At 36.0% G+C, this 22,688-nt stretch carries 18 protein-coding genes; 11 read left to right on the top strand and 7 right to left on the bottom strand.

The features are described from left to right. Window positions 1-286: 286 nt before the first annotated feature. A complete protein-coding gene (locus GHT08_RS10855) occupies window positions 287-1,375 on the bottom strand; it encodes an NAD(P)-dependent alcohol dehydrogenase (protein ID WP_163581431.1) in 1,089 nt (362 codons plus the stop codon). Window positions 1,376-1,478: 103 nt separating this feature from the next. Here GHT08_RS10855 and GHT08_RS10850 point away from each other — a divergent pair, with 103 nt between their 5' ends. Continuing rightward, complete coding sequence (locus tag GHT08_RS10850; RefSeq protein WP_163581430.1) at window positions 1,479-1,727, top strand: ribose-5-phosphate isomerase A; 249 nt, start codon at window positions 1,479-1,481, stop codon at window positions 1,725-1,727. A gap of 66 nt (window positions 1,728-1,793) precedes the next feature. Here the strand turns inward: GHT08_RS10850 and GHT08_RS10845 are convergent, their stop codons facing one another. Both GHT08_RS10845 and GHT08_RS10840 read right to left on the bottom strand, forming a co-directional pair. Beyond that, a complete protein-coding gene (locus GHT08_RS10845) occupies window positions 1,794-3,371 on the bottom strand; it encodes a Na+/H+ antiporter (RefSeq protein WP_163581429.1) in 1,578 nt (525 codons plus the stop codon). A gap of 39 nt (window positions 3,372-3,410) precedes the next feature. Continuing rightward, on the bottom strand, window positions 3,411-3,584 hold the full coding sequence (locus GHT08_RS10840) for a hypothetical protein (RefSeq protein WP_163581428.1): 174 nt from the start codon (window positions 3,582-3,584) through the stop codon (window positions 3,411-3,413). Window positions 3,585-3,984: 400 nt separating this feature from the next. On the opposite strand from GHT08_RS10840, the gene GHT08_RS10835 reads away from it, so the two are divergent. The 6 genes from GHT08_RS10835 to GHT08_RS10810 all read left to right on the top strand — a co-directional run bounded on the left by GHT08_RS10835 (window position 3,985) and on the right by GHT08_RS10810 (window position 12,578). Then, window positions 3,985-5,097, top strand: a complete 1,113-nt coding sequence (locus GHT08_RS10835; protein ID WP_163581427.1) for a plasmid pRiA4b ORF-3 family protein — start codon at window positions 3,985-3,987, stop codon at window positions 5,095-5,097. A 91-nt stretch (window positions 5,098-5,188) separates the two neighbouring features. After that, entirely contained in the window at window positions 5,189-5,686 is a 498-nt protein-coding gene (locus tag GHT08_RS10830; protein WP_163581426.1) for a DUF7878 domain-containing protein, read from the top strand. A gap of 925 nt (window positions 5,687-6,611) precedes the next feature. Beyond that, window positions 6,612-7,460, top strand: a complete 849-nt coding sequence (gene licT / locus GHT08_RS10825; protein ID WP_163581425.1) for a BglG family transcription antiterminator LicT — start codon at window positions 6,612-6,614, stop codon at window positions 7,458-7,460. A 257-nt stretch (window positions 7,461-7,717) separates the two neighbouring features. Continuing rightward, on the top strand, window positions 7,718-9,634 hold the full coding sequence (locus tag GHT08_RS10820; RefSeq protein WP_163581424.1) for a beta-glucoside-specific PTS transporter subunit IIABC: 1,917 nt from the start codon (window positions 7,718-7,720) through the stop codon (window positions 9,632-9,634). A 55-nt stretch (window positions 9,635-9,689) separates the two neighbouring features. Further along, a complete protein-coding gene (locus GHT08_RS10815; protein WP_163581423.1) occupies window positions 9,690-11,123 on the top strand; it encodes a 6-phospho-beta-glucosidase in 1,434 nt (477 codons plus the stop codon). A gap of 12 nt (window positions 11,124-11,135) precedes the next feature. Next, window positions 11,136-12,578, top strand: coding sequence for a glycoside hydrolase family 1 protein (locus tag GHT08_RS10810; protein WP_163581422.1), 1,443 nt, complete (start codon window positions 11,136-11,138; stop codon window positions 12,576-12,578). 682 nt (window positions 12,579-13,260) lie between these two features. Here GHT08_RS10810 and GHT08_RS10805 read toward each other — a convergent pair. Then, complete coding sequence (locus GHT08_RS10805) at window positions 13,261-13,722, bottom strand: flavodoxin (protein WP_163581421.1); 462 nt, start codon at window positions 13,720-13,722, stop codon at window positions 13,261-13,263. A 237-nt stretch (window positions 13,723-13,959) separates the two neighbouring features. On the opposite strand from GHT08_RS10805, the gene GHT08_RS10800 reads away from it, so the two are divergent. Further along, entirely contained in the window at window positions 13,960-14,148 is a 189-nt protein-coding gene (locus tag GHT08_RS10800; protein ID WP_163581420.1) for a hypothetical protein, read from the top strand. A gap of 4 nt (window positions 14,149-14,152) precedes the next feature. After that, the gene (locus GHT08_RS10795; protein ID WP_163581419.1) at window positions 14,153-14,563 is read left to right on the top strand and encodes an IDEAL domain-containing protein; all 411 of its coding nucleotides are present in this window, start codon (window positions 14,153-14,155) and stop codon (window positions 14,561-14,563) included. Window positions 14,564-14,601: 38 nt separating this feature from the next. Here GHT08_RS10795 and GHT08_RS22045 read toward each other — a convergent pair whose 3' ends face one another. Beyond that, window positions 14,602-15,546, bottom strand: a complete 945-nt coding sequence (locus tag GHT08_RS22045) for a YecA family protein (protein WP_238343550.1) — start codon at window positions 15,544-15,546, stop codon at window positions 14,602-14,604. Between the two features lie 573 nt (window positions 15,547-16,119). Between GHT08_RS22045 and GHT08_RS10785 the strand changes: the two genes are divergently transcribed. Further along, the gene (locus GHT08_RS10785) at window positions 16,120-19,515 is read left to right on the top strand and encodes a LamG-like jellyroll fold domain-containing protein (protein WP_163581418.1); all 3,396 of its coding nucleotides are present in this window, start codon (window positions 16,120-16,122) and stop codon (window positions 19,513-19,515) included. 235 nt (window positions 19,516-19,750) lie between these two features. Beyond that, window positions 19,751-20,233, top strand: coding sequence for a Uma2 family endonuclease (locus tag GHT08_RS10780; RefSeq protein ID WP_202882529.1), 483 nt, complete (start codon window positions 19,751-19,753; stop codon window positions 20,231-20,233). Between the two features lie 214 nt (window positions 20,234-20,447). Here the strand turns inward: GHT08_RS10780 and blaI are convergent, their stop codons facing one another. Both blaI and GHT08_RS10770 read right to left on the bottom strand, forming a co-directional pair. Beyond that, complete coding sequence (gene blaI, locus GHT08_RS10775) at window positions 20,448-20,831, bottom strand: penicillinase repressor BlaI (protein WP_163581417.1); 384 nt, start codon at window positions 20,829-20,831, stop codon at window positions 20,448-20,450. Window positions 20,832-20,853: 22 nt separating this feature from the next. Beyond that, window positions 20,854-22,626 (bottom strand): BlaR1 family beta-lactam sensor/signal transducer, encoded by a 1,773-nt coding sequence (locus GHT08_RS10770; protein WP_163581416.1) that lies wholly within the window; start codon window positions 22,624-22,626, stop codon window positions 20,854-20,856. Window positions 22,627-22,688 lie beyond the last annotated feature (62 nt).

Genomic DNA, 22,688 nt, shown 5'->3' with positions numbered 1-22,688 from the left:
GAAAGGAGGTTAAGTGGGGGTAGTTCAATCCTAGTGTTTCGGTGATGTTAGTCGCTGTTTTAGGTACTATCATTAGTATTTGTAGCATAATTGTTACCATTTTAGCAGGAAGAATTAAAGTAGAGGCAGTAACTAACTAAAAGATTACTTGGTAGCAAGTAGAGATCGAAGGGAACAACTCTTTGGGAGCTGATTATCATTATTTCCATTTTCTATCAATTATAAGTGACTGGTGTGAGTCCGGGGTTCAATGCCGCCTTCACACCAGTTTAAGAGAGAAGTCTTATTACATTTTTAAAATAGGTTTTATCGTAATTCCATCTCCAGAATCAGCAAATGCTTGATTAATTTCTTCTAAGTCGTAGAATTTCACTAATTTATCAAAAGGAAACAGCCCTTTTTTATAATACTCGATAAGCTGTGGAATGAATAATTGAGGAATAGAATCTCCTTCAACTACTGCTATGATGGATCTTCCTTCATTCAATAGGTCTTCTTGAACGTTTAGTGTCACTTCTCCAGTTGCTCCAACTACTGCAACAGTACCTAAACTTCGTAGTGATTGTATGGATTGAACAACTACCGATGAAACACCTGTAGTTTCAACTGCGTAATTTATTCCTCCGTCGGTTATTTTTCTGATCTCTTCTACCGTGTCCACTGCAGATCCATTGATAACATGTGTTGCACCTAATTCTTTTGCTAATTCTAATCTACTGTCGTGTAAATCGATTGCAATGATTTTAGCACATCCTATTATTTTAGCGGCCATAATTGCGCTTAGCCCTACAGCACCACACCCAAATATTGCAAGTGTTGATCCAAATGCAGGTTGCAATTTATTAATGACGGTTCCAGCTCCAGTTTGGATCCCGCATCCTAAAGGACCAAGTAAATGAAGATCGACGTCTTTATCTACTTTCACTACGTTTCTTTCGTTCGAAACAGCGTATGTGCCAAATGACGACTGACCAAAGAAGGTTGACATCTCTTGATCTCCTTGGTGAATACGGTGTGTACCATCCTGCATTCTGCCTCCGAAATTGAAATCATTTAAATAGATACAAGAAGCTGGATGCCCCGTTAGACAATTCTCACAGTGTCCACAAGATGAAAAAGATAAAACAACATGATCACCTGGTTCCACTGTTTCAACACCGGAGCCGACCTTTTCTATAATACCTGCCCCTTCATGGCCGAGTACAGCAGGGAGTGGCACTGGAATCATCTGGTCGCGTGCAACTGCATCAGTGTGACAAACCCCCGCCGCAACTACTTTCACGAGTACTTCATTTTCCTTTGGTTCAGAAAGCTCTAAATCTTCAATTTTAAATTCCTGTCCTTTTTCATGGATAACTGCGCCTTTCATTTGCATCGTTATTTACCTCCTATGATATGTAATCTATACATCATTATCTCCAATTTATAACAAGGCATGCAGAAATGAACGATAACAATATCCATACAATAAAACACAAATGTGTGAACTAGAACGTCGAACAGTCAATGGGGATTATATTTTAGATTGTAAATTTGAAAAAATATTAGATCCCAAGAAATTAAATAGGGATTTACAGTCTTTAGTAGGCGTCGTTGAAAATGGATTATTTATTAACTTAACGAAGAGAGTTTTAATAAGTAATGTAGAGCAGGTCAAGGTAATGGAGAAGGGGACTAAGAGCAAGGCACCCCTCGCTTCTTTTGGAATAACGTATACTCCCTTCTGATTGTGGAGAGAAATGGTCAGTTACTAGAGCGTTTTGCTCTCGTTCATCTCTTCCGAAAATATCGTATCAATGTCCATCTTCCAATTCGACGATCTTATTGGTAACTAGATCTTGTTCTTTTTCCGCAACCTCATTGGAAATAATCTCTTCCCTTAATAAATGGTTAATTGCCTCGTGTTGTGCATAGAGTGAAAGTTTCAATAGGGCCATTTTCTGTTTTTCCTTCAGTTCAGGGTAGTTACGGAAGAGCTCTTCAATTTCGTTATGCAATGCCGTACGCTCTTTCTCAAATTCATCAATAATCTCTTCTGATACTAATTCTGATACAAATAAATTCTTTCTAACCTTGATGATTTCCTGAATACCTGTTTCCAATCGATGGGAGCGTGTAATAAGTGCTTCATACTCTTGATAGCTTTTTTCCTTTTTGTTCACACCTAGCCATGAAATAAGCGGTTTGATCGAAAGGCCTTGGGCAACAAGGGAAAACAATACGACACTAAAAGCCATGAGTAAAATTTCCTCCCGGCCTTCAAAATCCCTTGGAAGACTAAGCACAAGCGCGATCGATAATGATCCCTTTAGACCACCCCAATTTAGAATGTGTTTCCATGTGAGTGGGATGTTTTTGATGAAGAAAAGGCTACTATATACCGCAATACTTCTGGCAATTAGAACGATGAGAATGGCGATAAAAATGTATCCCCAGTTTTCTGCTACATTGATTCTTGTAATTTCTAGTCCGACCATTAAAAAGACGAGAGAATTGGCAAGTAATGTTACGACATCCCAAAAGTTACTTATATTTAGTTTAGTTGCAGGGCTCATGCCAATACTTGAACCATAGTTTCCAAATGTAAGAGCAGCAACAACAACTGCTATTACCCCAGAAGCATGAATACTTTCAGCTATTAGGAACGCGCTGTAAAAGAGAATAATACTAAAGATGATCTCCAATGGGTAATCATCGAAGTATCTGGTTAGACGTGAGAATACATAACCTAGTAATGCCCCAGTTATCAAACCTAATGATACTACTTTTATAAATTCCCATAATCCATAACCTGCACCTAATAATCCTAAGTCAAGATAAGAGATTAAAGAAAAAGCTGATATATTAAATAAGACAACCGCTAACCCATCATTAAATAAACTTTCTCCTTCAATAACAGTAGCAAGCCTTTTTTTAACGCCTACACTTTTGAAAATGGACAAAACACTAACAGGGTCAGTGGCACTCATTAATGCTGCAAATACAAATGCTGCAGGAATAGAAAAGTGTAAAAGCCACATAGAAGAAAAACCGATAATAATAAAAGATACGAAGGTTCCACCAAATGCTAAAGCAAGAATTGGCTTTTTGTTATCATTTAAATGTGAGAAGGGTAGTTTTAATGCTGCTTCCCCTAATAATGCAGGTAAGAACAATGTAATAATGACAAAATTAAAAACTTCGCCTTCTGTAATAAATTCTTTTAATGGTTCTAAGAAAGGAATATTTACTAGACCAATAATGGTCCCGACAATGACTAATGCAATGGGATAAGGTTGTTTGAACTTCTTGGCAATCGCGGTAATACCAGCCGCAAGCATAACTAAAATAAGGCCGAGTTGAAAGATATGGTGTAAATCTAAGTCATGCATGATTCGTTCCTCCTTACCTGCCTTACGCTAATATTCATCTTACCCAATTGGAACAAAATCATTACCTAGCCTAGTTCGCAAATGAAAATAGAAAGCATTTTTCATAGAATCTTCTTTAAGACGATAATTTTGATCATAATCAATACTTAAATCCTCTTTCCATATATTTTTAATGACAAGATCAATTTCCTTCATAACATTGTTTTTAATCATTGAATTTCTTTTTATAAAATTTCTTGGCTCTAAATCAATTGTTTATTTTAATAATAGCATAGTCGTCGCTTGTTATAGAAAGATATCACTATTCATTAAAACTACAGATATTAGATAATTAAAAAGATATGGTGTTATAATTTTTTCTTAACTGAAATACTGTTATCACAGTTAATATATATGTTTAATGTTACAATTAATGGAGAATGGTTTTAGGATATAGCCATTGGCAAATATAGCAGTTTAAATGAATATCAGATAGTCGATTTCGTAAAATGCTTATTTAGTCGGTTTAGTACAAAGAAGAACCAAAAGGTATGACGAATTTAATAACTAGTTAATAGTATTAACAGAGGATAATGAAGTCAGAAAGAAATCAATCATAAGGAGCGTAGCTAAGATGTTAATCCAATCCACAAAAGCTTTGCAAAAATACTTAAAAGTAGACCCCGAGCCAAAACAGGAACTCGCTGCTCCATTAGTAGGGTGGCATGCACATTTTAAAAAGATCGATCGGAAAAATACAATCATCCTAGTGCATGATATAAGTCTTTACACAGTCATTTTATATGGTGTGAAAGCGAAAGACGTCAAAAATTTTGAACAATTAGTAAAGCAGGCAATAACGGATACTCTTATAGCAGATGGATTTAATGAACAGATTATCCAAAAAGAGTTAGTAGCGGAAGACTTATCGTATACATCAACAAAAGGTCGAAAAATGGTAGCCTCGCTAAATCAGATAATACAAGAGATGGAATTTTTTATGTATGAGGCTAATTCTGAATCAATGATACAACCAAGCGTGTCTAGAAAGGTAAATAGTTCTTTACACAAATCAAGCAGCGGAGAATATATAAAACCAATCGAAGAATTACAACATGTCTTGGAGAGGAAAGTAGGTAAAAAAGCATTTCAACAACCAGCTGTCCAATTAAAAGTGACATTAAAATTAGAGGGACAACAAGTATGGCGAAGATTAGTGGTATCGATTAATCAAACATTTGCTAGTCTGCATGATATCTTACAAATAGCTTTTAATTGGACCAATAGCCATTTGTATGAATTTACTTTTTATCAACAACAACCATCATTTACAGATTATTACTTACCAGATGCAAATTACACACTTGTTTCTCACCCAGAAGCTTTTGCTTATCGAGAAGATGGGCAAAAAATGAAATATGCTCATCAAATAGCGTTAAGAGATGTATTAGATAAATATAAGAGTATTGTTTATACGTATGACTTAGGAGATGATTGGCAACATTTTATCGAAGTAGAGGAATGGATTGACGATTATGATCCCAGATATCCAGTTTGTCTAGATGGTGACGGAACAACACCTCCAGAAAATGTTGGTGGGATTACGGGTTATTGCAATTTTCTTGAGGTTATTCAGTCAAAGGATGATCGGGATAGAGAATGGATGTTAAATTGGGCAGAATCGGTAGGGTATCAACCATTTGATAAGGATATGGTAAATGAACAATTAAGCAAAATAAGTTATTGATAAGGCAATGTGTTGACTCTATATAACCTATTCAACAGTTACTCCATAGTTATATTTTGAATATAATCACTAAAGTATAGAGGGAGATCATATGGACAGCTTATCCAGTCAAATAGAGTTTTACTACCAGTTTACAAGTGCTAAAAGCGATATTTCAAATAAACAGAGAAAAGATGTTTCTGCTATCTTAAATGTCTCTGCAAGGTTCAAGCTATTTATTAACAGCGAGTGTTATTTTGACCAAGAAGAGTTCCCTATCTTAGAATTTTATAAATACCTCTACAATTGGAAAATAGCAACTAATAAATATAATGTTATTCAAGAGTTTCATTATTATTCGTTGGAATTTGATGATTATGATGAAGGAGCTATCTTATCTCTAATTCCGTTTGGCAAAAGAGCTCGCTTAATGTCTATATGGGCAGAACATAAAAGATACTATATTTTTGATCTTACATATTTATCTGAAGAATTTATTAAATTAGAAGAGGACTTAAAAGAAACCATCGAAAGATATTTTGATATCAACCTTGGTAAGTTTATAAAATACATACCATCAGTGAACTTCGAATGGAATACTGGGAAGTAATAGACTATTTCTTAGTTGTTGTAAGTGTCGAATAATCCATCTTTGTAGCATAGTATACAAAGTTGGAAACACTCACATCATCATTTTGTAATGTAAGTGGCATCTTCCCAGATCACTTAGTGCTTGGATTAATGGATTTCATCAACCAGAAGATGTGAAAGTATTCATTCCTAATTTTGAATATTTATTGTATGACATCACGAAATATACAGATGACGAGAAGCAGATGAATGCAAGTTGAAAATTGTCCAACTCATGTTCAGGTATGAAGGAAGCTTTGTTTAGTACTTATTACGAAAGAAATTGCCTATTCATCTGGTAGATATAATTACTTAAGACCTAAGAATGAGTAAAATATGTTTTCCACTATAACCTCGATTGGGCTGTTACTCTAAAACAATAAATAGAGCTTTTGAAAATACCCAGAAAAAGAGTAATTAAATGGAGATCCAAAACCTACTAATTGAAAAGTCCCGCCTTCCCCCTTGACATCTGTTCAAATGTAGTTATAATTAATTATATAAACGCTTACAAAAATATTATCTGTTTTTAGGATTGTTACTGATCAAGCAGGCAAAACCTAAGTTATTGAATAGTACATCGCCCGTAATTAGACGTGGGTAGTATGTTTTATTCAATAGCTTGGGTTTTTTTGTAAGATAAGAAAGTATAAATTTTGAGCAGATGTCTAGCTCCGAGCGCCCAGAAACTAGGCGACTTCACGAATTGCCCTACGATAAGTCATCATCGGTTCGTAAACTCACCGTGATTCCTTTATCTCAGTTAATTCGTTCCAGTCGCTACGTTTCTAAGCGGGCGCTCTGCGCTTTTCTTAATTACAAATGATTAAAAGCATTTTTCCTTTTGTCATAGTGCGGTAAAATATGTTTAACGTCCAAAAATATTGAATAAAAGGATGACTGATATGAAGATAAATAAAGTGCTAAATAATAATGTCGTCGTCACTACTAACCAACATGGTCAAGAAATGGTTGTTATGGGGAAAGGTTTAGCATTTCAGAAAAAAGTGGGACAAAACATTGATGAGGAAAAAATCGAGAAGCATTTTGTCTTACAGGATACCGGTACAAGTGAAAAACTAAATCAGTTATTACAAAATACCTCCGATAAATATTTGGATATTGCTTCTGAGATTTATGTATATGCGCGGTCTATTTTGCCGTATAAGTTGAATGACTATTTATATATCGCATTAACAGATCATATCAGTTTTGCGATTACGAGAATGAAAGAAGGCATTCAGCTAAAAAACACATTGTTATTTGAGATTCGCAAATATTATAAAAAAGAATTTGAAATTGGTTTACACTCATTGGATATTATTGAAGATTATACTGGTATTAGAATGAATGAGGATGAAGCAGCTTCTATTGCTCTTCATTTAGTAAATAGTCAGTTATCTGGGGAAAACATGGAAATGGCTGTTCAAGTAACAGATGTTGTCAACAAGGTTTTAAATATCGTGAAATATCATTATAAAACAGAATTAGATGAAAACTCGATTAATTATGAACGATTTTTAACTCATTTACGTTTCTTTACAGTGCGATTTTTAAGGAAAGAGAATATGGAAGAAACAATTGATGATTTCTTTTATGAGCAAGTACAAAATAAATATCACCATGCATACAAATGCACGGAAAAAATAGCCACTTTTTTAGAAAAGAATTATAATTGGTTCCTAACCAAGGATGAAATGGTCTATTTAACGGTTCATATTCACCGCGTTACCTATCGACAAAAAGAGAACTAATTAAAGAAAGAGAAAACGCTTTAGGATTTTTATTGACATCTGGATGAGAAGATGATAAATTAAATGTAACAAAACCTATAGGAAAAGTAAGGAATGTTACCTTAATAGGGCATAACCTGAATGAGTTGGAAGCGCACAGCTATCACTATGCGTGTAGGATCCAATTCGTTCAGGTTTTTTATTTGCCTTAAGTAAAACCCTTACATGTAAAAAATGAAAGCTTTCATAAAAACATCAAACAGAGAGGTGAAAGAGCTATGAAATATCAACAGTTAGCAAAAGATATTATTCAACATGTTGGTGGGAAAGAAAACGTCAACAGTGTCGTTCATTGTATTACACGACTCCGTTTTAAATTAAAAGATGAAAGTAAAGCGAATACGGAAGCATTAAATAAAATGGATGGTGTGGTGACCGTTCGTAAAAGTGGCGGTCAATATCAAGTCGTTATTGGAAATCATGTAGCAGATGTTTATAAAGCGGTCGTTGCTGAAGGTGGATTTGAAGCAAAAGGTGAAGTAGATCAAGACGAAGAAAAAGGTAATTTGTTGAATCGTTTTATCGATATGATCTCTGGTATTTTCACACCTATTCTTGCGGTATTAGTAGCATCTGGTGTGTTAAAAGGTTTTAATGCACTGTTTGTAGCAGTTGGCTTATTAGATGAACAGGGTGGAACCTATCAAATTTTAAATGCAATTGGCGATGGACTATTCTACTTCTTACCAATCATTTTAGGTTATACCGCAATGAAAAAATTTGGTGGAACCCCGTTCTTAGGTATGGTTATTGCGATGGCATTAGTCTATCCGGATTTGGAAGTGATACCAGAGTCAGGTGAGCCGTTGTATACGTTATTTGCAGGAACGATGTTTGAATCACCAGTATATATTGAATTTTTAGGTATTCCGGTGATTTTAATGACATATTCGATGTCGGTTATTCCGATTATTATTGCAGCATTCTTTGCAGCTAAATTAGAAACAACTTTTGCGAAAGTAGTTCCAAATGTCCTCAAGATGTTCCTAGTACCATTGTTAACGATGCTCATCATTATACCATTAACTTTTATTATTATTGGTCCAATTGCGACTTGGGCAAGTCAATTATTAGGGGCAGCAAGTGTTGGCATCTATGAATTAAGCCCAATTATTGCCGGTATATTTATTGGTGGTTTTTGGTTAGTGTTTGTTATGTTTGGCCTACATTGGGGCCTTGTACCAGTCGCTCTTAATAACTTTGCAACACTTGGACAAGATCCAATTCTAGCTTTAATATTTGCACACTCATTTGCATTAGCAGGTGCCTTAATTGCTGTAATCATTAGAACGAAAAATCAAAAAACAAAAGCACTAACGCCACCAGCGATTGTTTCAGCAATATTTGGTGTAACAGAGCCAGGTATGTATGGTGTTGCATTACCACTTAAATGGCCATTTGTTTATACTGTAGTAGCTTCAGCTGTTGGGGGTGCCATACTAGGTGCGTTTGGAACACTAGGTTACAATATGGCTGGCCTAGGTGTCTTCCAGATGCCAAGTTTCATTCATCCTGAAGAAGGATTGAATCTATCCTTTGTAGCTTCTATTATTGCGATGGTTGTCGCAGCGATATTGGCTTTTGTTCTAACGTACTTCTTTGGAGGTATCGGAAAACAAGAAACAGAACCTGAAGTAGCAGAAGAACCAACAGATTCTACTGATAACGAAACAGAAGTGAAAAGTGAGGTAATTACCAGTCCTTTAATAGGAGAAATGAGAAAGTTAGAAGAAATTGATGATACTGCATTCGCATCTGGAGCTCTTGGAAAAGGTGTTGCCATTGAACCGACAGAAGGTAAATTAGTATCACCTGTTTCAGGTACGATTTCTGCTTTATTCCCAACAAAGCATGCGATCGGTATTACTTCTGATAATGGTGCAGAGATCTTAATCCATGTTGGTTTAGATACGGTTCAACTAGAAGGAAAATATTTCGAAACATCCTTACAACAAGGAGAACGAGTAGAAAAAGGTCAAGAACTGCTAACTTTTGATATAGATAAAATTCAAAAGGCTGGTTTTCAGATTACAACACCAGTAGTTATAACGAACCATGACCAATATCAACTAAAAATAATTGAACAAGCAAATGTAACTTCAGAAAGTACTGTGCTTGAATTAACAACTAAATAAAGAAAAAGGGGCTGTCAAAGGCTCCTTTTTCACATAGTAATAGGGGGACTTTATAATGACAAACAATTTTCCAAAAAATTTTCTTTGGGGTGGTGCTGTAGCAGCGAACCAAATAGAAGGTGCTTATTTAGAAGGTGGGAAAGGATTAACAACGGTTGATCTTTTACCAACAGGAGAAAATCGTTTTCCGATTATGTTAGGAAAAGTGGAAAACTATACACCAAAAGAAGATGAATTCTATCCATCTCATCAGGCGATTGATTTCTATCATCGCTATAAAGAAGATATTGCCCTTTTTGCAGAAATGGGCTTTAAATCATTTCGTCTATCTATTTCATGGGCACGCATTTTTCCAAATGGTGATGACGCAGAACCTAATGAAGCTGGATTACAATTTTACGATGATGTGTTTGATGAATTAAACAAATATGGAATAGAACCAGTGGTGACATTGGCCCATTTTGATGTGCCTGTTCACTTGGTAAAAGAATATGGCAGTTGGAAAAATAGAAAAGTAGTAGACTTTTTTGAGAAATATGCCAAAACCGTTTTTACTAGGTACAAAGATAAAGTGAAGTATTGGTTAACCTTTAATGAGATTAATATGTTGTTGCACTTACCATATGTTGGGGCAGGTCTTATCTTTAAAGAAGGGGAAGACAAACAGCAAGTCATGTATCAAGCAGCTCATCATCAATTAGTTGCAAGTGCTTTAGCTGTAAAAGCAGGTCATGAGATCATTCCTGAAGCGCAAGTCGGTTGTATGTTGGCAGCTGGTATGACGTATCCATATTCTTGTAACCCGGATGATATCCAAAAAGCGATGGATCAAGATCGTGAATCCTTCTTCTTTATTGATGTGCAGTCTCGAGGTAAGTATCCAGGTTATGCGAAGCGCTTCTTTGCAGAAAATAATATTGAGCTTGAGATGGAAGCGGATGATGAGGAATTATTAAGCAAGTATACCGTCGATTATATAGGCTTTAGTTATTACAGTTCTCGTGCTACGAGTACAGATCCAGAAGTTTTAAAAGATACAACAGGTGGAAACGTATTTGATTCAATTACCAATCCATACTTAGAGGCTTCTGAATGGGGCTGGACGATAGATCCGAAAGGTTTCCGTATTACCGCTAATCAACTATATGATCGTTATCAAAAGCCGTTATTTGTTGTGGAAAATGGTTTAGGTGCGATTGATCAATTGGATGAAGATAACGAAATAAGAGATGATTATCGGATTGTTTATTTACGTGAACATATCAAACAAATGGGGGAAGCACTGAAAGATGGTGTCGAAATCATTGGCTATACAAGTTGGGGACCAATTGATATCGTAAGTGCCTCAACAGGTGAAATGAAAAAACGTTATGGCTATATTTATGTAGACCGTGATAATGAAGGAAAAGGAACGTTGAACAGAAGTAAGAAGCAAAGTTTTGATTGGTATAAGCAAGTGATTGAATCGAATGGAGAAAATCTAGATTAAGGAGGCAACATAATGACTAATAAAACCTATCAATTCCCTGAAAATTTCCTGTGGGGTGGAGCAACTGCCGCTAATCAAATCGAAGGTGGCTTTCATGAAGGTAATAAAGGATTAAATATTGCGGATGTCCTACCAGGTGGTAAAGGACGTCTAAATATTTTGAAAGAACCAGGCTTTAATTTTGAAATCGATAAGGAAAAATATACGTATCCTAACCATGAAGCAATCGACTTTTATCATCGCTACAAAGAAGATATTGCGTTATTTGCTGAAATGGGTTTTAAAGTATTCCGTATGTCGATTGCTTGGACTCGTATTTTTCCACAAGGCGATGAAAAAGAGCCAAATGAAGAAGGTCTTGCTTTCTATGATCGTGTATTTGATGAATTACACAAGCATGGCATTGAACCAGTTGTAACCATTTCGCACTATGAGATGCCAGTAAATTTAGTGAAAAATTATGGTGGTTGGAGAAGTCGTGAAGTGGTAACATTCTTCGAGCGATATGTACTAGCTATCTTTAATCGTTATAAAGATAAAGTGAAATATTGGATGACCTTTAATGAGATCAATAGTGGGTTAGTGATGCCAATTATGGGCTTAGGTTTTTCTATTGAAAAGGAAGAAGATAAATATACGCCAACATTCCAAGCCTTTCACCATCAATTTGTCGCAAGTAGTTTAGCGGTGAAAGCTTGTCATGAAATTATTCCAGATGCAAAAATTGGCTGTATGATTATTTATGCGCCTGTATATTCTTTTGACTCCAGTCCTGAAAATGTCATGTACGCCTTAGAAGAAGAACGCCTGTTTAATTATTATTGTGCAGACGTGCAAGTTCGCGGTGAATACCCGGCATTTATGAAGCGTTACTTTAAAGAAAATAATATTGAATTAGATATTAGAGAAGGCGATTTAGCATTAATCAAAGAACATACCGTCGATTATATTGGCTTTAGTTATTACATGTCTCGCACCGAAAAATTAGATAAATCGGATCAAGCGGGTGCGGACGGTAATATTATGTCAGGTGTTCGTAATCCTTTCTTGAAAGCGAGTGACTGGGGCTGGGAAATCGATCCGATCGGTTTACGGATTTCCTTAAATCAGTTATATGATCGTTATCGCATACCACTGTTTATTGTGGAAAATGGTTTAGGCGCCTATGACAAAGTAGAAGAAGATGGTTCTATTCAAGATGATTATCGCATTGAATACTTGCGTGACCATATCGTTGCAATGGGTGAAGCTATCGAAGACGGTGTCGATCTAATGGGTTACACTGCTTGGGGTTGTATTGATTTAGTAAGTGCCTCAACCGGTGAAATGTCTAAGCGTTATGGATTTATCTATGTCGATAAAGATGATGAAGGTAATGGAACATTAGATAGAAGTCGTAAAAAATCGTTCTATTGGTATCAAGACGTGATTGAGAGTAATGGGGCAAAATTATAAAGAGCGAGAGGCACCCTTGAAGAATAAGGGTGCCTTTTTCTTAAGGATAGAATGTATATAACCCTTGGTATTACAACTCTTATAAATAAGTAAGTAGAAAGAGATTGATAAAAAAAGCAGAGATAGCTAATCAGATGAAGTTCCCATTTTGAAAGATAGCTACTGCAAGTCAACGGCTATGACTAACCATTTCGTTTTCTGAAACTTTTCGGATGTATATAGCTTTAATTTAAGTACCAAAAATTACACGCACGAAGTCAAAATGGTACTAAATAATCAATTAAGTACCAAAATCAGAAATCATTTAATTAAAATGGTACTTAAAACAGGTTTTAGTACCAAAATGACTCTTCCTGAATACTAAATTGGTACTAAATCATAAAACTCTGTTCAAATTCCTATTTGATACCTCGATTGCGTGCGTATCTGTAAGAAGTTTCAGTTTTTGTTCGCTATTCATTAATGGAGTTGAGACATAATTATGTGATTTCTCTGGGTAAAATGGTTATATCCAAGGAATAGAAACAAGAATCCCCGGAAGCGAAGCACTTATTAAAGCAAGAGCTCACACTGCTCCTTGGAAAAAGCTTTTGCTTTCTTGAATAAAATGAAATAATCAAAGCTCATATAGTTATGCAGGTTAAATCTATTCTCAAATTATGCGACTTATTGATTTTCTCGATTATTCAGCGATAACGTTAAGTTGCTCGACAAAGTCCTCAGCGAATTGTTGGCATCGTTTCACATCATCTTGATCTGGAGTCAAATCTACTTTTAGATGATACAAGACATTCGCTGCCCCACGTTCTTTGAATCGCTTCGCAAATGTTTCAATCGCTCCCCCATAATTCGGATACATCGAATCGCATGAACCAAACAGTGCTACAACTTTTCCAGTTAAGTCAATGTCATCTATGTCATCATAGAAATCTTCTAATTCATAGGGAATATCTCCATCTCCCCATGTATATGTCCCGAATAGTATGGCTTCGTATTCAAGTAAATCTGTAACCGGAATATCGTCCATATCCATTTGAAATTTATGCACTTCTAATCCATGGTTGATAATACTTGACTCAATGATCTCAGCTATTTCCTCCGTATTACCAGACATACTGCAAAACAATAAGATCACTTTTGGCATGTATGATACCTCCTTAATGTTTCAACCACTATTTTAATTGATAATGATTATCAATGTCAATTAAAACATTATTAAAAAAGGATAATATATTCGTCAGTAATACATTAGGTGAAAACAGTTTGACAATGAGAATGATTATCAACTATAATCAAACAAAGTAATTGATAATCGTTCTCATTTTTTTGCTTGCGATACTTTAAACTAACTATCTTAGTGTGAAGAAAGAAGGTATCCATGATGGACTTCCATTTTTGTACGTTGTGTGGTTTTGTATATGAACAAGAAATTGTTAATGACGAATATATCAATGATAGCCATGAATGTCCTTGTTATGGCGTGTTTGATACTGAGATGGAAGGAAAGCAAAAAGTTACAACTATCATGAAGGATAAGAAGTTTACTTTGAAAACTGCTATAGGAGAGTGATGAAATGAACCGAGATTTTATCGTGGGACAATCTTTCTCACATCAAATCGAATGTTTTTGTCCAGGGTCTATACACACTGAAGTATTAAGAATTGAGCAAGCCGATATCATTAAAGTTACCAATGAACGAAAATATATAATAGGTAATGGTTGGTATTTTAAGGCTGTTGTCGTTGATTATTATTGTTTTTATATAGCTCTTGAGGATTTAGAATACTATAATGCTAAAGGACAGATTCTTTTAATGGAAGATATAGAATTGAGTTTAAATTACTTAAACTTTCAAATCGATCAAGCACTTGATAATAAGGATGAAGCGAATTTCAGGCTCTTTTCAGAGCAATTAATAGAAGTGAATCAACTAAAAGTGAAAATGGAGAAATATTTAGAATCAGATGACTTATTTTATATTTAAGTACTGTAGTCTAAACAAGATAAAAAGAAGAGGCAAAGTTATTGCCCCTCTTCTAAGTCTTTAATACGCATTTCTACATCGCGTTTTGAATTGTCATCTGCAAGTTCTAGCGCTTTTTCATATAAAGCTCGTGCTCGTTCATGGTCAAAATAATTATTCCCAAACCACTTCGTGTAGAGGTCTCCCCACCTAATATAGATCCAGACTTTATCAAATATTTCATAATCTTCAAGCACTAACTGTTCAAAAAGCTGATTAGCTTCTTCCATTTTATCTATTAAAAATAAGGACTCCGCAGCTGCAGTTCCCATATTCATCATGGTAAGGGAGCTAGATTGTGAGAAGTGTTTGCGAAATTCGGTAGCCAATTGATATCGCATTTCTATATAACGACTATTATACTGGCTTGTGTTTTCCAACAACATTTCAAAGTCTTGTACCCAATTAAAAAAGCTTTGCATCATACCGGTACTTGTGAGTCTGTCGAGTTGTTCAATTGATTCAACTTGTCTGGGTACAAGCCATTTAAATATACTTTTCCAAAGTTTCCACCAGAGGTCACATGCTTGTTCATCTTGTTGTGATTCGATTAAATCATAGCCGTCTTGCATCATTTCATTTAGATCGCTAACCAAAATGTGCTCAGGAGCAATTCGTTTGGCTAATACTGCAATTGCAGGATAAATAAAATCTATATCGGAATTTGATTCATCTACATTACTGCTTGCTTCCCATTTGCTAGATAATTCATCCCCTGATTTTTGGGCTTTAATTTCCTTTGCAAAGGATTGCTCATCACGATCAACCCCTAGTTCTCTTAATTTTGCAAAAATCGAGTCAGTAGTCATCTTATCGACTTTTTCTGGTGTCCAACTTTCTTTGGTTTTTTTGGGTTTGAAATCAACTATTTCCTGGTCAATACAGCACTTTTTATACTTTTTTCCACTTCCACAAGGACAAGGATCATTTCTTCCGGTTTTCATTAAAATCCTCCTAGCTTTTGAAATGAATGGCACTATCCTAAAAAGTTTCATGTACTGATATTATAACAACCCATCTATTAATTTATCTACCAAACTAGTCAAGTTATCTTCTTAGGTTATCGGGAGCCGAGGTATTATGTCATGTTCTTTTTGGTGAAAAAACGATAAGTGGAGATTATCTCATAGTACCCTCAAGTATATTCGGATTAGGTAAAAAGATTATAAACCCCTTTTGATAAACGCATAGGGTAATTAATCTGATAATATTATCCTAATTCATTAATAAATTTATTTTTTTAATAGATATTTATTGAGGAAGTTATATATTTATAGTAATCTTATTGGTGAATGATTTTGTAAGCGATTTATAAATGTGTGACAAATAAAGGAGGGATGGCTGATTTAGCATAGGTTAACCCAAAGGTGAAGAATAGCTACTAACAGAAATCATAAATTATCTTCATGCATTTTAACTGAATGTTAGTAGTTCGCCAAAAGTGCCCAAACTTTAATTAAATTCGCAAAAGAATGACTACGCTTTCAAACGAGTTAACGAAAGGGGAAAAAACAATAATGATAAGTTTTGTGAAAAAAATATCAATGATTGGTCTCTTATTGATGATCATCATACCGTCAACCGTTCTTGGTGATGAGCAAGATGATTCCGATTCAATAGATTTTGACCGTGCTTCTGTACATGATCCATCGATTATTAAAGCGGATGATGGTACTTATTATGTGTTTGGTTCACATATTGCGGTTGCTAAATCAAATGATTTAAGTAACTGGAATTCTATAGTCGATCGAGAATATCAAACCCCTGAGAATAACCCTATTTATGGTGACTTATCTTCTAATCTAGCAGAGTCATTTGAATGGGCTGGGGAAGATGATGCCGATAGCTCAGGAGGCTATGCTGTATGGGCACCAGACATTTTCTGGAACAAAGATTATGTTTGGGAGGATGGTTCAACCGGTGCTTATATGCTCTATTATAGTGCTTCCTCCACTTATATTCGCTCAGCTATCGGTATAGCGGTTTCAAAGGATATTGAAGGTCCATATGAATATACGGACACTATCATTTATTCTGGTTTTACGAATTACGAAAGCTATGACAATAATAGTGATGTGAATAAACATTGGGAAAATACTAATCTCTCTGAGCTTATTGACGAGGGAATTATTGATGAAGTCAATCCAGACTATTTTACTGAAGATGGTGACTTCAACAATGCGCTTTATACCAATGCGATCGATGCGAATATTCTCTATGATGAGAATGGCGACTTGTATATGACGTATGGTTCATGGTCTGGTGGAACATTTATTTTAGAATTGGATAAAGAAACAGGTACACCAATTTATCCTGGTGAAGATGGAGTAACTGAAGATGGTAGAATGATAGACAGGTATTATGGAACGAAGATTGCTGGTGGTTATGGAAGATCAGGTGAGGGAACGTATGCCGTTTATGATGAGGAAACGGGCTATTATTACCTCTATATTACTTATGGTGGACTAGCTTCGGATGGTGGCTATCAAATGCGACAGTTCAGATCAGAAAGTATTGATGGTCCATATGTAGATGCGGCCGGAAATGAAGCCGTTTTTCCTGAAAGCTTTGATATCGGGGTAGGTAATTTCCCTGGTAATGATGACCATAAAGAAATTGGTAATAAAATGATGGGGAATTTCCTATTTAAAAGAGATTTTGGTGAAGAAGGTTCGGGAATCGGTACAGGATATATGGCGCCGGGTCACAATTCTTATTTAATTGATGATGAACTTGGAAAAGAATTTATTGTGACACATACACGTTTTCCTCAAGAAGGAGAAATGCACCAAGTTCGTGTACACCAAACATTTAAAAATAGTAATGACTGGCCAGTACCAACACCATATCATTATGCTGGTGAAGAAATCGAAGCGGTTTCAGAATCAGATGTAGTTGGTGACTATAAATATTTGAACCATGGTAAGGAAATTACGGGTGAGTTAACAGAATCAACCTGGGTCAAGTTAAATGAAGACCATACTGTTACTGGTGCTGTTACAGGTACATGGGAGCCCTATGATGACTACAGAGTGGAATTGACAGTTGATGACGAAACATACGATGGCGTGTTCATTCGTCAATATGATCCAACATCTGAGGAATGGGTTATGACGTTTAGTGCGATGTCAGGTGAAGGTGTTGTGATATGGGGAAGCCATGTAGACAGTAAAGACGATCAAGAAGTTGTAGATGGCGTAAAGCAAGAATTAAGTGATAGCCTCCCAGAACGCGCAGTATCAGATATTACTTTACCAACATTGGCAACACAAGGAACAGAAATCACATGGGAATCTTCTAATCCTGATGTTATATCAACGGAAGGAGTGGTTAATAGACCAGTATTTGGTTCTGGTGATGCCGAGGTAGATTTGACCGCGACGATCACTTTAGGAGAGGTTACAGAAACGCTAACTGTAACGGTAACTGTTCCGGCAAAAGGTGAAGGCGGCTTATCAGCTGTTTATGATTTCAATGATGGCTTATCAGATAGCTCAGGTAATCAAGAAGATGCTACGGTTACTGGTGATCGTATCCATAATACAGGTGGAGAGATTACCTTTACGGACGGTATCGTTGGTCAGGCGGCACAATTCGATGGTGAATCAGGATTGAAGTTGGCCGATGGTTTAATTGCTAGTGATCAATATTCTATTTCTCTATGGATGAAGCCAGAGGAAATAACAGAATTTACAACAACGTTTTTTGGTGCTAGAACAGAAAATAATTGGATCAGCCTTGTACCAAATGGAGATGGCGTTACCAAAGTATGGTCCCATAATGGCGATGATTGGTATGATGCAGTATCCGATTCGATTATCCCTGCAGGTGAGTGGACACACTTTGCTTTTACTGTAAATGAAGGAGAAGCAAAAGTATACATTAATGGGGAAGAGAAGTTCTCTGATGCCAATTTCCCTGATGTCTTTACTACTGTAGATGCACAATTTAGTTTAGGTGTGAACTTTTGGGATACACCGTTTAAAGGGTTAATGGATGAAGTTCGTGTTTATGATGGAGTCGCACTCTCGGTAGAAGAAGTGCAGGATCTTTATGAAAAACCTGAAGGTGATGAATCATCTGACAATGAAGATGAGAATGGAGAAGATGGTTCATCGGACGAGGAAACGGAAGACAATGTTATTAGTCAAGTAGACGATTTAGAGAAAGACAATAACGTCTATCAAACGAATGTAGACACGAAGAAAACGATTATCAAAAAAGAAGTGGTGGACCAGCTAGATAAAACAGCCTATATTGTATTACAAATGGATAACGTCCAAGTGAAAATCCCGGTATCGATTCTGAAGGGTAAAGAGGATATAGAATTTGAATGGCAAGAAGTATCAGAAACGATTAAGTCGAAAAATCCAAATGCGGTAAGTGACTTGTATGATTTCTCGTTAACATCTAATGGTGAAGATATTAGCTTTAATTCACCAGTAACATTAATATTTAACGTCGACGCAGAAAAAGTTACAAATTGGGATAACTTAAGAGTTGTCTATATTGATGAGAATGGTGAACCACAAGAGGAAATCATTCCAGAAAGTGTTGACAGTTCTACTGCAGAAGTGATTGCAGAAGTATCTCATTTCAGTATCTATGGAGTTTTTGAAGTAGCGGATGATGGAACAAGCGGCGATGGTTCCTCTGGAGACGAAGGTGGAACAGGTAATGATGATCCATCAGGCAATGAAGGTGGATCAGAAGGTGAAGGTTCCACAGGTAATGGTAATGAAACAGGAGAAGATAATACAGCAGACAATGATGAACAAACAGAAGATGGCGGAGAAACGCTACCAGAGACTGCGACCGATCAATATAATTGGTTGGCATTAGGTTTGTTATTAATTGCTGTAGGTTTAGGTGTGTTTTTAACGGTAAGAGGAAGAAAAAATACTGCTAATTAATGAATGATGTGAACCCCTTGGCTCTGTAGTCAGGGGGTTCTTTTAAATGAAAAATGTAGGCAGAGGTGTGAGTAGGAAATTGGAGAGGTCGACTTAACATGGTATAATTGATAAAAATCCTTGAAGTGAGGATGGTGCATGTGACATTACCAGGAAAAGACCGAACCTATACCTATGCTGATTACTTGTTATGGTCTGAAGAAGAAAGAATGGAGATTATGACGGAGTCCCTTATTTGCAAGCTACACCATCTAGATTACATCAGGAAATCTTATCGGAATTACATCGCCAAATTGCGAATTATTTAGTTGGGAAAACATGCAAAGTATATCCAGCCCCTTTTCATGTGGTACTAAATCTAGAACAAGAGAATCAGAAGGAAGAGGATAGTCAAAACGTGTTTGAGCCTGATATTATGATTGTTTGTGATCCAACAAAATTGGATGACCGTGGCTGTAAAGGAAGCCCAGATTTGGTAATGGAAATTATTTTATCTTCAACAGCTAGAAAAGATAAAATTGAAAAATTTAATAAATACGAACAAGCAGGTGTGAAAGAATTTTGGTTAGTTGAACCACAAGAGAAAATAGTCAGCGTATTTATGCTCCAAGATAATCATAGGTTTGGTAGACCTGAATTATTTACAGATGAAGATCAAGTAACCATTTCCATCTTCAAAGGATTAACGATTGACTTAAAAATGGTTTTTTCTGAGTGATATTCCTATTTTACGGTGACTGTAAAGTTAATGAAATGGAAGATTTACTTCTGTGTGAAGAGGTTATAAGGAAAGTAGTGGTGTTTAGGCGTTTCTTACCGGTACTGCTGAGTTTTTACAGAATTAAAGTACAGCTATAAAATACAGGCGCAAATCCAAAATAGGATATGCGCTCATTTTTATAGGTAGTAAACATCAAAAAGGTTGCGTCTAACTATTCTTTCTTTTGCTTATTATCTAAAATAGCTCGCAGCTCTTTAATATCATCTTCAGATAAATCCTCATCTTGCATAAATTGAACGAGCATTGATTTTAAAGTGCCATCATAGAAGCGTTTCGCAAAAGATTCTGTTTTGGCACGCTGGCATTCGTTTTGAGAAAATAGCGGATAGAATGTATATACGCGCTGATCCTTGTTAACGCCAATGACTTCTTTCTTAGAGAGTCGATCTAATAGAGTGCGTACGGTTTTCGGCTTCCAGTTCGTTTCTGCCGGCAAGGACGAAATGATTTCATTTGCAGTTTGCGGTGCATTTTGCCAAAGCACTTTCAATACTTCCCATTCAGACTCTGAAATAGTGGGTATTTTTTTCGTCACTTGAAATCCCTGCCTTTGCTTTTTAATAAATGTTTTTTTGCTTCAAGATGGATTTGGTAATTTCAACAGCTATACTGCCCTGAGCATGATGGCCATTTTCAATATTAGTGGCAAAGAAATAGGTGTTGCTTTTCGTTTCCACATATCCTATGAACCAGCCGTTTACATTTTTATCGTTGACTGTCCCTGTACCGGTTTTTCCATAGAGTGTTACATGGCCTTTCGTCTCTAGCTTGATGGCATCTTTTATTAATTCAACGTTCTTTTCATTAAATCCATATTGGTTGGTATAAAAGTCTTTAAGTGTCTGAACCTGTTCAATCGGTGAGATTTTTAAAGAAGATTCTAGCCAATAGTCTTCTATTCTACCAGACACATTTTGATTTCCGTATTTTATTTTTTCGAAATTTGCTTGGATTCTTTCTTTTCCTATTTTTTTGTCTAGCTTTTGAAAGTACCAAGTCACGGAATTCTCCATTGCAGTAAATAAATTTTGATTTTGGTTCCAGGTTTCGTGTGGGTAAGTTTTTTCATCCCATTCCATCGAGGTGTGCTGTGGTGTAATCACACCAGATTCCAAAGCGAATAACGCGCTGTATACTTTATACGTGGAATTCGGTGAAACTCGTAACACACTTTTGTCTTTATTATAGATAAGGTATTGCGCTTTCTGCAAATCATAGAGTACAAAGGTACCATCATATCCGCTGAAAAATGTGCTTAAATCCTCATACACGGTCTGCTTATTATCAAAATTGATCCGATCCTCACCATAAGGTATTGCAGAAACAACTGGTACTTGACACACGACAATGCCCGCCAACACAATAAAAATTACGATGCTTTTCAGTTTTAAAAGCTTTGATTCCGTTGTGAATGTTGCAATCCATTCAATCCTTTTTTTTAATTGCTGTTTGGAGCTAGTAAGCTGGCTAGCCATTGCGAACTTGCTATGAAACAAGGATTTATCAGCGAACTTGATGATTGTGTTTCCGTATGCTGCATAATGATTTTGACCGAGAACTTTTAAAACGGCACTGTCACAGGCTATTTCACGGTCTAGCCGCATTTCCCTAAATGCAATCCAGATCAATGGGTTATACCAGTACAAAATCTGGAACAGGACAACTAAGTAGTTCGTAACAATGTCTTTGCTTTTATAGTGATTTAATTCATGCAGCAAAATGTATTTCACATCATCCTTGGACAGCCATGCTTTAGCATCATGCGGCAGAATAATGTAGGTTTTGAAAATACCGAATGTCATTGGCGACTTGATAAGCGGTGATTTCACTAACACAAGCTTCCGTGAAATATGGAGGCTTTGTTTGCACTGTTCGAATAATCTCTGAATCTCTGGATTTTCTATGTTGCTTGTGGATTTTTTTATTCGCTGAAGTTTTATCCATGCGTGAATCGTTAAAGCAATTATTACCAGCATACCCGTCATCCATATAATGGTGATGAGTTGGTTAAATAATGTCAGGTCAAACCGGTTGACAGAAATTGATAAATCTTTCATCCAATTTCCTCCGCTGTCTGCTACGAGATTTGCTGTTGAGGTATTGGACGAGGAGAGAATGCTGTTTTGGTTCCCATTCCAAGTTAGCTTGGTTCCAACATCCAATAAATCTGTTGGAAGTAATGGTATGGTTAATGCAATCAGTAAAATGAACCATAAATTGTATTGCCATTTGGATGATAATTGGTTCTTAAATATCTTTCGGATCAGCATGATAACAATGACCACGAAAGAAGATAAAAACATGCTTACTGCCAAGTGGAGGACCGACATTTTATTTCATCTCCTTAACCGCGAAGTTGTTTAACTAAGTATCTTAATTATACCACTAGGTC

It is taken from the genome of Gracilibacillus saliphilus (assembly GCF_010994085.1).
GTDB lineage: Bacteria > Bacillota > Bacilli > Bacillales > Amphibacillaceae > Gracilibacillus > Gracilibacillus lacisalsi.
This window is presented reverse-complemented; position numbering and strand designations above follow the sequence as displayed.

Bases quoted from the DNA above. Each gene is read 5' to 3' on its own strand.
- GHT08_RS10830 (WP_163581426.1), top strand. From the start codon at position 5,189: ATGGACAGCTTATCCAGTCAAATAGAGTTTTACTACCAGTTTACAAGT.
- GHT08_RS10800 (WP_163581420.1), top strand. From the start codon at position 13,960: ATGGACTTCCATTTTTGTACGTTGTGTGGTTTTGTATATGAACAAGAA.
- GHT08_RS10845 (WP_163581429.1), bottom strand. From the start codon at position 3,371: ATGCATGACTTAGATTTACACCATATCTTTCAACTCGGCCTTATTTTA.
- GHT08_RS10855 (WP_163581431.1), bottom strand. From the start codon at position 1,375: ATGCAAATGAAAGGCGCAGTTATCCATGAAAAAGGACAGGAATTTAAA.
- GHT08_RS22045 (WP_238343550.1), bottom strand. From the start codon at position 15,546: ATGAAAACCGGAAGAAATGATCCTTGTCCTTGTGGAAGTGGAAAAAAG.
- GHT08_RS10835 (WP_163581427.1), top strand. From the start codon at position 3,985: ATGTTAATCCAATCCACAAAAGCTTTGCAAAAATACTTAAAAGTAGAC.
- GHT08_RS10840 (WP_163581428.1), bottom strand. From the start codon at position 3,584: ATGATTAAAAACAATGTTATGAAGGAAATTGATCTTGTCATTAAAAAT.
- GHT08_RS10770 (WP_163581416.1), bottom strand. From the start codon at position 22,626: ATGTCGGTCCTCCACTTGGCAGTAAGCATGTTTTTATCTTCTTTCGTG.
- GHT08_RS10820 (WP_163581424.1), top strand. From the start codon at position 7,718: ATGAAATATCAACAGTTAGCAAAAGATATTATTCAACATGTTGGTGGG.
- GHT08_RS10805 (WP_163581421.1), bottom strand. From the start codon at position 13,722: ATGCCAAAAGTGATCTTATTGTTTTGCAGTATGTCTGGTAATACGGAG.
- licT (WP_163581425.1), top strand. From the start codon at position 6,612: ATGAAGATAAATAAAGTGCTAAATAATAATGTCGTCGTCACTACTAAC.
- GHT08_RS10810 (WP_163581422.1), top strand. From the start codon at position 11,136: ATGACTAATAAAACCTATCAATTCCCTGAAAATTTCCTGTGGGGTGGA.
- GHT08_RS10795 (WP_163581419.1), top strand. From the start codon at position 14,153: ATGAACCGAGATTTTATCGTGGGACAATCTTTCTCACATCAAATCGAA.
- GHT08_RS10815 (WP_163581423.1), top strand. From the start codon at position 9,690: ATGACAAACAATTTTCCAAAAAATTTTCTTTGGGGTGGTGCTGTAGCA.
- GHT08_RS10785 (WP_163581418.1), top strand. From the start codon at position 16,120: ATGATAAGTTTTGTGAAAAAAATATCAATGATTGGTCTCTTATTGATG.
- GHT08_RS10850 (WP_163581430.1), top strand. From the start codon at position 1,479: ATGTGTGAACTAGAACGTCGAACAGTCAATGGGGATTATATTTTAGAT.